Annotated in this window: 12 protein-coding genes; 2 read left to right on the top strand and 10 right to left on the bottom strand. The window is 66.9% G+C overall.

Annotated elements, in window-relative coordinates:
* Positions 1 to 142: 142 nt before the first annotated feature.
* The 3 genes from AQ619_RS03485 to AQ619_RS03475 form a co-directional block, all read right to left on the bottom strand.
* A complete protein-coding gene (locus AQ619_RS03485) occupies positions 143 to 904 on the bottom strand; it encodes a pseudouridine synthase (protein WP_062144310.1) in 762 nt (253 codons plus the stop codon).
* The gene (gene prfA, locus AQ619_RS03480; RefSeq protein ID WP_062144307.1) at positions 904 to 1974 is read right to left on the bottom strand and encodes a peptide chain release factor 1; all 1071 of its coding nucleotides are present in this window, start codon (positions 1972 to 1974) and stop codon (positions 904 to 906) included. Before prfA ends, AQ619_RS03485 begins: the two co-directional genes overlap by 1 nt.
* Before the next feature lie 81 nt (positions 1975 to 2055).
* On the bottom strand, positions 2056 to 2478 hold the full coding sequence (locus tag AQ619_RS03475) for a DUF2141 domain-containing protein (protein WP_062144305.1): 423 nt from the start codon (positions 2476 to 2478) through the stop codon (positions 2056 to 2058).
* Between the two features lie 201 nt (positions 2479 to 2679).
* On the opposite strand from AQ619_RS03475, the gene AQ619_RS03470 reads away from it, so the two are divergent.
* The gene (locus AQ619_RS03470; RefSeq protein WP_062151240.1) at positions 2680 to 4896 is read left to right on the top strand and encodes a putative bifunctional diguanylate cyclase/phosphodiesterase; all 2217 of its coding nucleotides are present in this window, start codon (positions 2680 to 2682) and stop codon (positions 4894 to 4896) included.
* Positions 4897 to 4923: 27 nt separating this feature from the next.
* Here AQ619_RS03470 and AQ619_RS03465 read toward each other — a convergent pair whose 3' ends face one another.
* Positions 4924 to 5415, bottom strand: a complete 492-nt coding sequence (locus AQ619_RS03465; RefSeq protein ID WP_062144302.1) for a hypothetical protein — start codon at positions 5413 to 5415, stop codon at positions 4924 to 4926.
* Between the two features lie 31 nt (positions 5416 to 5446).
* On the bottom strand, positions 5447 to 6052 hold the full coding sequence (locus tag AQ619_RS03460) for a LysE family translocator (protein WP_062144299.1): 606 nt from the start codon (positions 6050 to 6052) through the stop codon (positions 5447 to 5449).
* A gap of 94 nt (positions 6053 to 6146) precedes the next feature.
* Here AQ619_RS03460 and AQ619_RS03455 point away from each other — a divergent pair, with 94 nt between their 5' ends.
* Positions 6147 to 7529: an aminotransferase-like domain-containing protein gene (locus tag AQ619_RS03455; RefSeq protein ID WP_062144296.1), complete on the top strand. Its 1383-nt coding sequence runs from the start codon at positions 6147 to 6149 to the stop codon at positions 7527 to 7529.
* Positions 7530 to 7539: 10 nt separating this feature from the next.
* Here the strand turns inward: AQ619_RS03455 and ispG are convergent, their stop codons facing one another.
* The 5 genes from ispG to AQ619_RS03430 form a co-directional block, all read right to left on the bottom strand.
* The gene (ispG, locus tag AQ619_RS03450) at positions 7540 to 8679 is read right to left on the bottom strand and encodes a flavodoxin-dependent (E)-4-hydroxy-3-methylbut-2-enyl-diphosphate synthase (protein ID WP_062144293.1); all 1140 of its coding nucleotides are present in this window, start codon (positions 8677 to 8679) and stop codon (positions 7540 to 7542) included.
* A 61-nt stretch (positions 8680 to 8740) separates the two neighbouring features.
* Positions 8741 to 9763, bottom strand: coding sequence for a helix-turn-helix domain-containing protein (locus AQ619_RS03445; protein WP_062144290.1), 1023 nt, complete (start codon positions 9761 to 9763; stop codon positions 8741 to 8743).
* A gap of 156 nt (positions 9764 to 9919) precedes the next feature.
* Positions 9920 to 12184: a phosphoenolpyruvate--protein phosphotransferase gene (gene ptsP / locus AQ619_RS03440; protein WP_062144287.1), complete on the bottom strand. Its 2265-nt coding sequence runs from the start codon at positions 12182 to 12184 to the stop codon at positions 9920 to 9922.
* 235 nt (positions 12185 to 12419) lie between these two features.
* Positions 12420 to 12896, bottom strand: coding sequence for a hypothetical protein (locus tag AQ619_RS03435; protein ID WP_062144284.1), 477 nt, complete (start codon positions 12894 to 12896; stop codon positions 12420 to 12422).
* A 118-nt stretch (positions 12897 to 13014) separates the two neighbouring features.
* Entirely contained in the window at positions 13015 to 13962 is a 948-nt protein-coding gene (locus tag AQ619_RS03430) for a DMT family transporter (RefSeq protein WP_062144282.1), read from the bottom strand.
* Positions 13963 to 14053: the final 91 nt, after the last annotated feature.

Genomic DNA, 14053 nt, shown 5'->3' with positions numbered 1-14053 from the left:
TCATGATCGCGGAACACACCGTAGAGCTTCACTGAAACGGGATGACTTAAGCTCTGCCACAGGTGCAGCATGCTTGTTGATCTTGACCGAAAATTCAAACCAAACCCTGGAACTCAAAAGATGATGTGGCGAACGCTGGCTATCAGCCCGCGATCAGGCCCGCCCGCTCTTCGGCGGTCAGGGGCCGCCAATAGCCCTCGGGCATGTCGCCGAGGGTCAGGGAGCCGACGCGGACGCGGAACAGGTCGACGACCTTCCACTCCAGCAGCTCGCACATCCTGCGGATCTGGCGGTTGCGGCCCTCCTGCAAGATGACGCGCAGGCGCTGGTCGGAGATCACCTCCACATGGGCCGGGCGCAGCTCGCGACCGTCCAGTTCGAGGCCAAAGCGCATCAGCTCCAGCTTCTCTTCGGTGATCTCGCCCATGATGGCGACGCGGTATTCCTTTTCCAGCTCGGACTGCGGGCCGATCACGGCCTTGGCCACCACCCCGTCCTCCGACAGGATCAGCAGACCGCGCGAGTCCATGTCCAGCCGCCCCACCGGGGCCAGGCGGTTGCTGAAATTCGGAATGATCGCCTCGTGCGCCCAGAGCGTCTCGCGCTTCAATAGACGTACGGCTGGGATCTGGCCGGGATCGGGCTGGGACGAGACGATGCCGACCGGCTTGTGGATCATGATCGTCAGGCTGGAATCCAGCTTGTCGGTCGCACGGTCGGCCAGGACCAGGGTCTGACCAGGCAGGATCTTGCGGCCGACATCCTCGACGGTCTCGCCGTCGATGGAGACCAGGCCATCGGCGATCAGGGCCTCGGCCTCGCGGCGCGAGCAGACCCCGGCCTGGGCCAGCCATTTGTTGACCCGCTGAGGCTCTTCCTCGTCATAGGTCCGGGTAAAGGCCATCAGTTGTAGCCATCTTCGAGGGTGGCAAGACGCGCGGCCTGGTCCTCGGCGATCAGCGGCTTGATCACATCATCCAGGGCCTCGCCCTCCATCACCTTGCCCAGATTGTAGAGGGTCAGGTTGATGCGGTGATCGGTGACCCGGCCCTGCGGGAAGTTGTAGGTGCGGATGCGCTCCGAACGGTCGCCGCTGCCAACCTGGCTCTTGCGGGCATCCGAGCGGGCGGTGTCCAGCGCCTCGCGCTGCATGTCGTACAGGCGCGCCTTCAGGTTCTTCATCGCCCGGGCGCGGTTCTGGTGCTGGCTCTTTTCCGACGACGTGACCACCACGCCGGTCGGGATGTGGGTGATCCGCACGGCCGAGTCTGTCTTGTTGACGTGCTGGCCGCCGGCCCCCGACGAACGGTAGGTGTCGATCCGGATGTCGGCCTCGTTGATCTCGATCTCGACATCTTCCACTTCGGGCAGCACCGCGACGGTGGCGGCCGAGGTGTGGATACGGCCCTGGGCTTCGGTTTCCGGAACGCGTTGCACCCGGTGCACGCCGCTCTCGAACTTCAGACGGCCAAAGACGCCGTCGCCGGTGATCGAGGCGATGATTTCCTTATAGCCGCCCATCTCGCCTTCCGAGATGCTGTCGACCTCGACCCGCCAGCCCTGGCTCTGGGCATAGCGCTGGTACATGCGGAACAGGTCGCCGGCGAACAGCGCCGCTTCGTCACCGCCGGTTCCGGCGCGGACTTCCAGAATCGCCGAGGCGTTCTCGTCCTTGTCCTTGGGGGCGAGCATCAGGGCCAGGTCGCGCTCGAGCACGGGCAGCTTCTCATCCAGAGCAGCCATCTCGTCGCGGGCCATCTCGGCCATGTCCGGATCGCCGGCCATCTCTTCCAGGCCCGTGCGCTCGGCGGCCAGCTTGGCCAGGGTCTCAACGGCCTCGGCCACCGGACGCAGTTCGGCGTACTCCTTGGAGAGCTTGACGATCTCGGTCCCGTCGGTAGCGGCGCCCATGCGGGCCTCCACTTCGCGGAAACGGTCGAGAACCTGGTCGAGTCGGGCCTGGGGCAGTCGCAAGGGTGACGTCACGTGCTTTGAGGGGAACGGGCGGTCTCTGTACCCCCCGCGCGGCCTGACGTCACCCCGGCGTGAAAACGACTACTTCGGATACATCATGGTCTGGGTCAGCGAGGCATCGCCATCCAGCGACACTTTGACCTGATCGAAGGTCGGCTTGGCGCGCAGATCGCCGGCCTTGTTCATCGTCCAGCCTTCGGCAGGCTTGCCATCGGCACCCATCGTCATGCCCCAGCTCTGGTCGGCATCGTGCAGGACCGAGATCGCATAGTCGCCGGCCGGAACATTGGGCAGGGCCACCTTCAGCTGACCGCTCGACGAACCGTCCAGCACCGCACCGCTGGTCTGGGCCGGCTTCATGAACTGATCGCGGCTCTGGACCGTGACCAGGATTCTGCCGCCCCGGGGCTGGACGCCGTCCAGGGTGAGGTTGACGGTTCCGGCCGAGGCCGTGCCGGCAAAGGCAACAGCGGCGATCAGGGCGGCGGCGGCAAGGCGTTGCATGTCTGTTTCTCCCTCGGCTTGATTGCCGATGAAGTACTTTTATTTGCAAAGTGCATCGAATGGCAAATTACAAAGAGGTCATGTGGCCTCTGCCGCCCCTGCGACAAAATGACCACCGGCCATTAGGTCAAGCTTAGCCAAGTCCCCCCATTGATCGGTGAAACCGGACTCCTGTCCGAGCCGAACCGAGACCTGCACCTGATGACCCGTCTGGAGACCCGCCTATCGACGCCTCTGGTCGCCCTGGGCCTGCTGATGGTTGGTGTTCTGGTCGCCGTACTGCTGCTGATCGCTGCCCGGGTCGACCAGAGCGCCATGCTTCACGACCAGTCGATGGTCGAACGCGGCCTGCTGACCAAGACCCGGGATCTGGAGCGGTCGATTGCCCCCCAATCGGTCTGGGACGATGCGGTGGAGAACCTCGGCAACCGCTTCAACCCGTCGTGGGCACGGGAAAATGTCGGGTCCTATCTGCTTGCCCAGTCCAGTTTCGACCTGATTTTCGTCGTCGACAGCGACAATCGCAGCGTGTTCGGTCAAAAGGTCGGCGGCGAACTGAGCCCGGATTTCTTTTCGGCCCATGGCGAAAGCTTCGCTCCGGTCCTGAGCGCCGTCCGCGATCGGGAAGCCCGGATCAAGCGGGTGACCGCACCGAGAGCCGATGGCGGTCTGGTGTCCGCCCCGGTGCAGACGAGCTCCTACGAACTGATCGACGGCGAGGCCTATCTGGTGACCGCCAGCCTGGTGCAGTCAGACTTTGGCCGCGCCACCCTGAAGGCGCGTCGCGCCCCGATCATCATCACCGCCCTGAAACTGGACGCGTCCTTCCTCAAGACCATGTCGAGCCGCTTCCTGCTGGACGGCATCCATCTTCACCCGGGAGCCGCCACACCCAAGGCCCAGGATGCGCGGGTGTCCATTCGCAGCATGACCGGCAGGATCGTGGCGACAATGGACTGGACACCGACCAGTCCGGGTCAGGCCCTGTTGCGCAAGGCCGTCGTGCCCATCCTGCTGGTGGTCGGCTGTCTGGCGGCCGCCGTCGTGATCTTCGCCTCGCGCAGCCGGCGCATCGCCAAGGGCCTGGTCGCCAGCGAGGCGCGGGCCAAGCACATGGCCCATCACGACAGCCTCACCGGCCTGCCCAATCGGAGCCTGTTTGAAGCGCGCCTGAACCAGGCGCTCGCCGGCCTCGACCGCAGGCGCGGAGCCATGGCGGTGCTCGGAATCGATCTGGACCGCTTCAAGGCCGTCAACGACACCCATGGCCACAATGCCGGCGACGAACTGATCCGGCTGATGGCCGACCGGCTGGCAGGCCTGTGCCGCACCAACGAGAGCGTCGCGCGCCTGGGCGGCGATGAATTTGCGCTGATCGTTCCCGAGATCGATCCCGCCGGAGCGGCGGCCCTGGCCGAACGGCTGGTCAAGGCGCTGAGCGAGCCGGCCGATCTCAGTTGCGGTCAGGTCTTTGTCGGCGGGTCGGTCGGCGTCGCCATGATCGACGCCGCCGAGGCCTATATTGGTGCGGAAGAGGCTGCCCGTCGGGCCGATGTCGCCATGTATCGCGCCAAGGAGCAGGGCCGGAACCGCTACTGCTTCTTCGAAATCGAGATGGATGCGGCCCTCAAGGCCCGCCGAGGTCTCGAGGTTGATCTGAGGCGGGCCCTGAGCGACGGCGGCGTCCACCTGGTCTATCAGCCCCAGGTCGACACCACGGGCCAGATGACCGGCGTCGAGGCCCTGGCCCGCTGGGCTCACCCGACGCGGGGCCTGATCTCGCCGGCTACCTTTGTTCCCCTGGCGGAGGACTGCGGACTGATCGAAGACCTCGGGCGGCTGGTCATGCGCCAGGCGTTCGCCGACAGCCGCCGGTGGCCGGGGATCAAGGTGGCCGTCAACGTCTCGGCCCTGCAGATGCGCCAGGAGGACTTCCCCAGTGAGGTCGCCAAGCTGCTGATCGAAACCGGAGCCCATCCGCGCTCGATCGAACTTGAGATCACCGAAGGCGCGCTGCTGGGCGACGATGAAACCACCCACCTGGCCATCGGACGCCTGCGGGCGATGGGCTTCTCACTGGCCCTCGACGATTTCGGCACCGGCTATTCCAGCCTCAGCTATCTGCGCCGCTATCCCATCGACAAGATCAAGATCGACCGCAGCTTCATCACGCCCCTGGGCGAGGATAGCGAGGCCGGCGCCCTGGTCGCCTCGATCGTCGGCCTGGCCAAGGCCCTCAATCTGTCGGTGATCGCCGAAGGGGTCGAGACCGACCAACAGCGCAGTCAGCTGCGCGACATGGGCTGCACCGATGCGCAGGGCTTCCTGTTCAGCGCGGCGGTCGACCCGGAGGCCGTGGACGCCATCGTCGCCAGAGGCGGGCAGGTCAAGCCGCAAGACCTGACCGCCAAGACCTGATCACCCGGCCTCGCCTTTGGATCCAGGTCAGAAGGCCGGCCTGACCTCAATGGACACCACTGCTCGCGGCGACCGCGACAGGCGCAGGTCGCCATCGACCACCACCCGATAGGGCCCTTCGCGGGCGTCAAGGCCTTGGCCATTGACCGTATCGGCCAGGATCACCGGATTGGCGCGATAGACCGGATCGGTCTCGGCGAGCGACAGGATGCTGGTAAAGCCATCGGCCGCGCGCAGAATGACAATCTGGTTCAGGTAGCGGCCCATCAGGCGCTCACCCGAAATCACGCCCGCCTTCAGCAGGGCGTCGTGCAAGACGGCACCTTCATAGACCACTGGCTGTCCCTTGACCTGGATAGTCGTCCGGCCGCGCGGCAGGGCCTTCACCTCCGCGGGCGTCAGGACGATCGTGTCCCGTCCGGCCACCGTAACCTTGAGATTCCCGCTCGCTTCGGGGGCAGCCGCAGCGGGCAAGGCGATGGCGGCGATGGCCGCCGTGAGGGCGAGGAGGATACGCATCGCAGCAGGGTGGCGCCCCTGCCCCGGCCTGTCACGCCTGGAACTTGCCCAGCAAGGGATAGAGCGAGGCCACGAGCAATACGGCCATGCTGACATTAAAGGCCCGCAGGATGGTCGGCCGGTCGAGAAATCGCCTGAGCCCCTGGCCGAAACCGGCCCAGGCGGCGCTGCACGGCGCGCCGACCAGCATGAAGGTTCCGGCCAGGATCAACACCGTCAGGCGGCCGCCGCCTTCCGGCATGTAGGTGGTGGCGGCACCAAGAGCCATGGCCCAGGCCTTGGGATTGAGCCACTGAAAGCCGGCAGCCTGCAGGAAGGTCATCGGCTCGCCACCAGCCGATCGGTCATTGATCCCCGTCGCCGTGGCGATCTTCCAGGCCAGCCACAGCATGTAGGCGGCCCCGACCCATTTCAGGATCTCGTGCAGGACCGGATAGGCCCTGAACACACCGGACAGGCCCCAGCCCATGGCAACCACCATCAGCCCCAGCCCTGCACTGATCCCGAGGATGTGCAGGATCGTCCGCCGGAAGCCGAAATTCGCCCCCGAGGCCAGCAACATCATGTTGTTGGGGCCGGGGGTTCCTGCCGTGGCGAAGGCGAACAGGACAAAGGCAAGCAGCAGGTCGTGGGTCATGTGACGCTCCAGACGGGAGAATGTCACAGGGATGTTCAAGATTGATCCATGAGTCAAAAGGAGTATTGTCTCTGGAACAATATAGAGATTTCGGATGACGATCTGGACCCCGACCCTGCCGCCCGGCGACGCCCCGATCTATGAGCGGTTGCTGGACGTCCTGCGCGCCGACATCACCGCCGGTGCCCTGGCGGCCGGAACGCGCCTGCCGCCGCAAAGGGACCTGGCCCACCGGCTGGGCCTGGGACTGGGCACCGTCACCCGCGCCTATGTCGAGGCCGAGAAGGCGGGGCTGGTTGAGGCCCATGTGGGCCGGGGCAGCTTCGTCCGCGGCGCTGCCACCCGGGCCATGGCGGAACGCGCCGAGAGCGGCCCGATCAACCTGGCCCATAACATCGCGCCGCGTGGACCCGCCCGGGCCAGACTGGCTGAGTCCATGACCCGCCTGCGTCGGCGCTCCGACCTGGCCGATCACCTCGACTATGCCCCCTCCGCCGGCCACGAGGCCCAGAGGCGAAGCGGCGCGGCGTGGCTGGCGCGCAGCGGCGGGGTGGTCGGGGCGGACTGGACCCGACTGGTCTGCACCGCCGGAGCGCAGCAGGGCCTGGCCCTGGCCTTCGGCGCTGTGGCGCGGTGGGGCGACAGCGTCCTTTGCGAAGCCTCGACCTTCTATGGCGTCAAGGCCCTGGCCGAACACATGGGCTATGGCCTCCGGGGCCTGGCCATGGATGCAGAGGGCTTGCGCCCGGACGCCCTGGCCGAGGCCGCCGCGACCGGCGGCTTCAAGGTCGTGATGATCCAGCCCACCCTGCAGAACCCGACCGGCCGGATCATGAGCGAGGACCGCCGCAACCAGATCGTCGCCCTGGCCCGGCGGCACGACCTCTGGATCATCGAGGACGACATCTACGCCGTCTATGCGACGGACGCGCCACCGCCCTTTGCGGTCCTGGCACCGGAGCGGACCTTTCATGTCTCGGGCGTCTCAAAGTCCCTGGCCCCGGGCCTGCGCACAGGCTTTCTGATCGTGCCCCAGGCCGATCTGCAGGACAGGGTCCTGCGCACCGTCCGCGCCCTAACCTATGCGCCGCCCAGCCTTGGTGGCCTGATTGCAAGCCAGTGGATCGAGGATGGCACGGCCGACGCCATCGTCAGCGAAGTCCGCGCAGACATGACCGCCCGACTGGCCCTGGCGCGGGAGATCCTGGGGCCAGCCGTCGAGGCCCCGATGTCAGACAGCGCGCCGCATGTCTGGTTGCCGATGTCGGATCTGGAGGCTGAACGGCTGGCAGGCCGGGCCCTGCGCCGGGGCGTCGAGGTCACCCCGCCGGCCGCGCCGGTCGTCGCTGCAGGACTGACCACCGGGGTACGGCTGTGCCTGGGGGCTGCAGCCGACCTGGAGACCCTCGAACAGGGCCTGCGGATCGTCTCGGCGGCCGTGACGGACGTCGATGAGCGACTGCGGGCGGTGATCTGAGCCTGACGACCTATTCGGCCGCGATCGAGCCGGTTGCCTCAGCCGCTTTCAGCTCGGCCGCGCGCTTCTCGACCAGCTCGACAATGTGCTCGATCATGCCGTCATTGGACTGCTTGTGATCGGGCTTGCCGGCCATATAGACCATGCCCGAACCGGCACCGCCGCCGGTGAAGCCGAGGTCGGTCATCAGGGCCTCGCCCGGTCCATTGACCACGCAGCCGATGATCGACAGCGACATCGGCTGGCTGATGTGGGCCAGACGCTCCTCCAGGGCTTCAACCGTCTTGATGACATTGAAGCCCTGCCGGGCGCAGGACGGGCAGGCGATGATGTTGACACCGCGGTGGCGCAGACCCAGCGACTTGAGAATATCGAAGCCGACCTTGATCTCTTCGACCGGATCCGCTGCGAGGCTGACCCGGATGGTGTCGCCAATGCCGGCCCACAGCATTGCGCCGATGCCGATGGAGGACTTCACCGTGCCGGTGCGCAGGGCGCCGGCCTCGGTGACGCCCAGGTGCAGCGGGCAATCAATGCGCTCGGCCAGCTGATAATAGGCCGCCACCGTCATGAACGGGTCGGACGCCTTTACGCTGATCTTGAACTCGTGGAAGTCGTGATCCTGCAGGATGCGGGCATGGTTGAGGGCGCTCTCGACCATGGCGTCCGGGCACGGCTCGCCGTACTTTTCCAGCAGCTCCCGCTCCAGCGAGCCGGCATTGACGCCGATCCGCATCGAACAGCCATGGTCGCGGGCCGCCTGGATGACGTCCCGCACGCGATCGGGGCTGCCGATGTTGCCCGGATTGATCCTCAGACAGGCCGCGCCGGCCTGGGCCGCCTCAATGCCGCGCTTGTAGTGAAAATGGATGTCGGCCACGAGCGGCACCCGGCTCTCCCGGGCGATGGTCTTGAAGGCCGCGGTCGAGTCTGTGTCCGGGCACGAGACCCGCACGATATCGGCCCCGGCTTCTTCCAGCTGACGGATCTGCTCCAGCGTCGCCGCAGCGTCGCTGGTCAGGGTATTGGTCATCGACTGGACGGTGATGGGCGCATCGCCGCCCACCTCGACGGAGCCAACGCGAATCTTGCGCGACTTGCGACGCTCGATCGAGCGCCAGGGACGAAGGTGAGTGTGGTCAGCGGCCATGGCGACAATCTAGGGCTTTTGAACGCGGAACCCAAGGCCGTCCTGGAGGCTTAACGCCGGATCAAGCCGCCGGCTTGCCCAGCTTGCTCAGCCAGGTCTGCTTGGCGGTCAGCCGCCCCGTCAGCACACCGCCCGAATAGACATCGAAGTTGGCGGGATCGGAGACATCGGCCGTCAAGCCGGCCGTGCGGGGCGCACGGAAGGCCTCACCGGCATTGAGCTGACGGGCAAAATAGACCGAACCATCCGCGCCGCGCACCACCAGGGTGGCGGCCTTGCGGGCCAGCAGGATCACGCCCGAACTGTCAGCTTCATTTGCACCGTGGACCACGCCACGCGGCTTGAAGCTTGAGCCCAGGGCAGCGACATGGGCCAGATCGATCTCGCCCTCGCCCGCCGCCAGGGCCGTGGCACGGGCCTTTGACGCGGCATTGGCCGCGTCGGCCGAACCGCCATTGGCGGCCGCGTCGTCGAGACCCGGCGTCTTGTAGGGCTCGGGGGTGGTGGACTCGACCGGGGCCGGAAGGGGCGCGCCCAGGGCCACTGCCGAACCGGTCGGTGCCGAGGCCGGACGAACGGCCGTCGTCTCGGCGGCGACCTGGGCGGTCGGCGCGTCCTTGGACATGGCCCGTTGAGCGACGTTCCACAGCAGGATGGCACCGACCATCAGCAGACCGGCGATCAGCACCAGGGCCAGGCGCGGATCGCCTTCGTGGCGCACGCCGACCGGGGCCCGCAGTTCGCCGCCATCGTCGGGCACATCGCTTTTGAATCTTAGAACGGCGGCTTCGCCGTCCAGGCCGAGCAATTGGGCATAGGCCCGGACATAGCCGATGGTGAAAGGCCGCGACGGCAGGTCTTCCAGCCGCAGGTCCTCGAGGGCGTCGATATAGCTCAGGCGAATACGGGTGGCGTCCGCCACGTCCTGGGTGGTCAGTCCGCGGAAGGTCCGGGCGGCGCGGAGCGCGATGCCGATATCGACACCCTCATCAACCGACGGCTGCCCGACGGCGGCGAAGCCCTCGTCGGACTCAGCGTCGGAAACCAGATGCAAGTGCCTTACACTGCCCGTATCCAGCGCCATTGCGGCAATATCACCCCAAAATTCGCGCGGCGCGAGAGCGCCGTGCCCCACCCGACTTCGCTTCAAACGAAGTTCTTAACAGTTCTTTGTGGATATCAAACTAAGTTATCGGATTCAATACACTAAACGTGCAAGCATGGTTAACGGGCCTTTGGCTCAGACGGCGACATAAAGCTTGCGGGCGAGGGTTTCGATCTCTCCCCGAAGCGACCCCGCCGAGGTCTTGAGCAGGGCCTCGACATTGCGCCGCGCGGCCTCGCGATCGCACGACAGAACCATCTGCTTGACCGGTCCGATCCCGGCCGGCGGCATCGACAGTCGATCAAAGCCCAGGGCCACCAGGGCGAAGGCCTCCAGCGGCCGGCCCGCCATCTCGCCGCACACCGAAACCGGCGTCCCGGTATCCTCGCAGGCCTGCTGGATGGTCTTCAGGGCCCGCAGGGCCGCCGGCGACAGCGGGTCATAACGATCGGCCATGCGCGGATTGCCACGGTCGGCGGCGAACAGATACTGCATCAGGTCATTGGTGCCGACCGAGACGAAATCGGTCATCGGCAGCAGGGCGTCCAGATGCCAGAGCAGGGACGGTGCCTCGATCATCGCCCCGACATCGAGGCGGGCCGGAGCCGGCCGACCGCGCTTCAGGGCCCAGGCCACTTCCTGGTCGACATAGGCCCGGGCGGCGCGGAACTCGTCCACATTGGCCACCAGCGGGAACATGATGCGCAGGGCCCGACCATGGGCCGCCTTGATCAGGGCCCGGATCTGCATGCGCAGCAGGGCCGGACGGTCCAGCCCCATGCGGATGGCGCGCCAGCCCAGGGCCGGATTGTCCTCGCGCTCCATCTCCATGTAGGGCAGCAGCTTGTCACCGCCCAGGTCGAGGGTCCGGAAGGTCACCGGCATGCCGTTGGCGGCCTCGAGCACCTTCTCATAGAGTGCGGTCTGGGCTTCCAGCCGGGGCATTTCCTCGGCGACCATGAACTGGAATTCGGTGCGGAACAGGCCGATGCCTTCGGCCCCGGTCTCGCCCAGAATGTCCAGATCCACCGCCAGTCCGGCGTTCATCAGCAGGGTGACCTTGGCACCGTCCTTGGTGAACGCGGGCGTGTCGCGCAGGCGGGCGAACTCGGCCTTGCGCTGGGCGCGGACCTCCATCCGGGCCCGCAGGGCCTTGACCACATCGGGACGCGGCCGCAGCCAGGCCTCGGCGGTTTCAGCGTCGACCACCACGGGGTCGCCTTCGCTTACCCGGTCGCGCAGGCCGGCCAGGCGACCGACGCAGGGAATGTCCAGGGCACGGGCCACGATACCGGCATGGCTGGCCGCCGACCCCTCCTCGAGCAGGATACCCTTCAGCTTGGTGCGATCATATTCCAGCAGGTCGGCAGGGCCGAGATTGCGGGCGATCAGGATGGCGTCGTCCGGCAACTGACGCACGGCATGGACATCCCCCGACAGGTGTCGCAGCAGCCGGTCATTGAGGTCTTCCAGATCGTGCAGGCGCTCGCGCAGATAGGGGTCGCGGGCCTGGCCCAGCCGGGCGCGGTGCTCGGAGCGCACGCGCTCGACGGCGGCTTCAGCGGTCAGGCCCGAACGCACGGCCTCTTCGAGGCCCCGGTTCCAGCCGCGGTCATGGGCAAACAGTCTGTAGGTGTCGAGCACCTCATAGGAGGCACCGACAAGCCCGCCCTGCCCTTCCAGCATCTCGTCGATCTGGCTTTGCAGGGCCGTGACCGCCGTCTTCAGGCGGATCTCCTCGGCGGCCGAGTCCTCCGACAGCAGCTGCTCGGGAGCCACCGGCTGCTCGTGCAGCACCGCCACCCCATAGGCCAGGCCCTCGGCGAAGCGTGCGCCCTTCAGCCGCTCGGGCTTGTGGGGCGCAATCTCGACGTCCTTGAGTTCGTCCATGCCCAGCAGTTCGCTGGACGACACCATCTCGGCCAGGACCATGGCGATGATCTGGAGGTCCTCGACCTCCTCGTCGCCATAGGTGCGCTCGGTACGGTTCTGGACGACCAGCACGCCGATCGCCCGTCCGCCGCGCAGCAGGGGCACGGCCATGAAGGCATGGTAGGGATCTTCGCCGGTTTCAGGCCGGTAGGCGAAGGCCGGATGGTTTGGGGCGTCCGACAGGTTCAGCGGCCGGCCAATGCGCATGGTCTCGCCAACCAGGCCCTCGCCGGGCTTCAGGCGGGTGACGTGGACGGCTTCGGGGGCCAGGCCTTCGGTGGCGAACAGTTCCAGATCGCCGGAGGCGCGGCGCAGATAGATCGAGCAGACCTCGGCGACCATCGAGATGGCGATGGTGCGCACCACCATGTCGAGCTTGCCCTGGGCGGGGCCTGCCCCGGCCATGGCCTCGCGAATCTGCCTCAGCAGACTGCGTGGTCCCCGAACGGCGATGCCGGTTGCCGCCATGCGCTCTCCCTCTGTCCGGAGCGGTCTAACCCGACTGAAAGCGCGATGGGTTAAGATGCCGCTGCGAACTTCTGCGGGCTATAGCAGATTTCACGCGCCTGACAGCGGCCACGGCGACCTTGCGGCAAGATTGTCCTCAGAGAGGCCTAAAAAAGCGCCGCCCTCCGGCCTGGAGAGCGGCGCCAGTCCTCGCCGTCAGGGTCAGGATCAGGGCCTGACGGCGGTCGACGGGGGCCTAGCGGCGGTCGTCGTAGGCGTAGCGGCTGTCGTAGCGAGCGTCGTAACGATCGCCCCGACCATAGTGGTTGTCACGGCTGTCACGGGTGTCACGGGCGTAGCGCTGGTCGCGGCTCTGATAGCCCTGCTGGCCATAGGTCTGCTGTCCGTAGGACTGGCCATAGCCTTGCTGCCCGTAACCGTGCTGCCCATAGCCTTGCTGGTAACCGTTATAGGCAGGGCGGGTGCGATAGCCGCTGCTGTAGCGGCGGTCGTCCTTGTCCTTGGCCGTTGAGGCACCGATGGCGGCACCGGCGACGGCACCGATCGCGATCGCGCCCTTGTCGCCGTCGCCCAGGGCCGCGCCGGCCAGGCCGCCGATCACGGCACCGATGACGGCCTTCTTGGTCTTTTCACCGGCAAAGGCACCCGAGGCAGGCACGACCAGGGCGGCCGTGACGGCACCGGCGACGAGAATCCTGGAAATGGTCTTCATGGCGGTTCTCCATTCGAGAAGCGTCGCCAGGTCCGAAAGCTTTCCGGTGCGGCGCTGTTGGGACCTTTGTCGCAAACAGCGCTTGAACCCGATCTGAACGGTGCTGTTCAGGTGGCAGTCATGTTGCCGGCTCGACCGGAACCCCCGGCCGGTGCAGCGACACCGACCACAGCACGCCCGCGAGCATCAGGGCGATGGCAGCGCTCTCCAGCGGACGCGGCCAGCGGCCCTCATGCAGGAAACCATAGAGCAGGGCGAACAGGGTCTCGAACACGATCAGCTGGCCCGAAAGGCTGAGCGGAAGCAGGCGGCTGGCGGCGTTCCACAGGCCGTTGCCGATCACCGAGGCCCCCAGGGCCACGGCCAGGCTGACGCCCCAGAACAGGGTCCAGGCGCTGGAGACATGCCCCGCCCCACCGAGGAGGAAGGCCGGGATGATCAGCACCAGCGACAGCGCGCCGGTGACCACTCCGGTCAGCAGCGACCACTCATGGCTGCTGAAGCTCGGCGTGGCCGCCAGCCGCCGGGCGTTCCAGACGGCGTAGAGCGTCCAGCAGGCCAGGGCCAGCACGGCGCCCAGCACGCCCAGAACCAGACGCGGCGCGGGCGCGCCCTCCCCGCTCCTGAACACGTCGACATTGATACAGACCACCCCCGCCGCCAGCAGGGCCAGGGGCGCGGCCAGACGCCGGATCGGTACGCCCTCGCCCGGCTTTGCGCCCACCAGTGTCACGGTCACCGGCAATAGCCCGATGATCAGCGAGGCCGCCGCCACCCCGGCGTTCTGCACCGCCACGGCCAGGCCGACATAGTAGATCAGGTTGCCCAGCAGGCTCAGCAGGGCCAGATCCCGCCAGTCGCGGGCCGTCATCCGTCCGAACACCGCCAGGGCCGTGGGGGCAAGCAGCACCAGCGAGGCCAGGCCATAGGCCAGATACCGCCCGGCGGTCATCTGCAGCGGCGTGAAGTCGGCCAACAGCAATGGCGCCAGAAACACCCCGCCCCAGAAGGCGCCGGCGATCAGGCCGCACAGCAGGCCCAGGGTGAGGCGGCGGGGCTCGGTCATGGGGGCGAATTAGCAGGCACGACACGGCTTGGCTTGGCCAAAGCGCGCGACGGTGCCCCTGCCGATCCGTCGGTTTACTCACGTGATCGAC

The sequence above is a fragment of the Caulobacter henricii genome (assembly GCF_001414055.1).
GTDB lineage: Bacteria > Pseudomonadota > Alphaproteobacteria > Caulobacterales > Caulobacteraceae > Caulobacter > Caulobacter henricii.
Note: the sequence above shows the minus strand (reverse complement) of the source record. Positions and strands in the feature narration are given on the sequence as shown.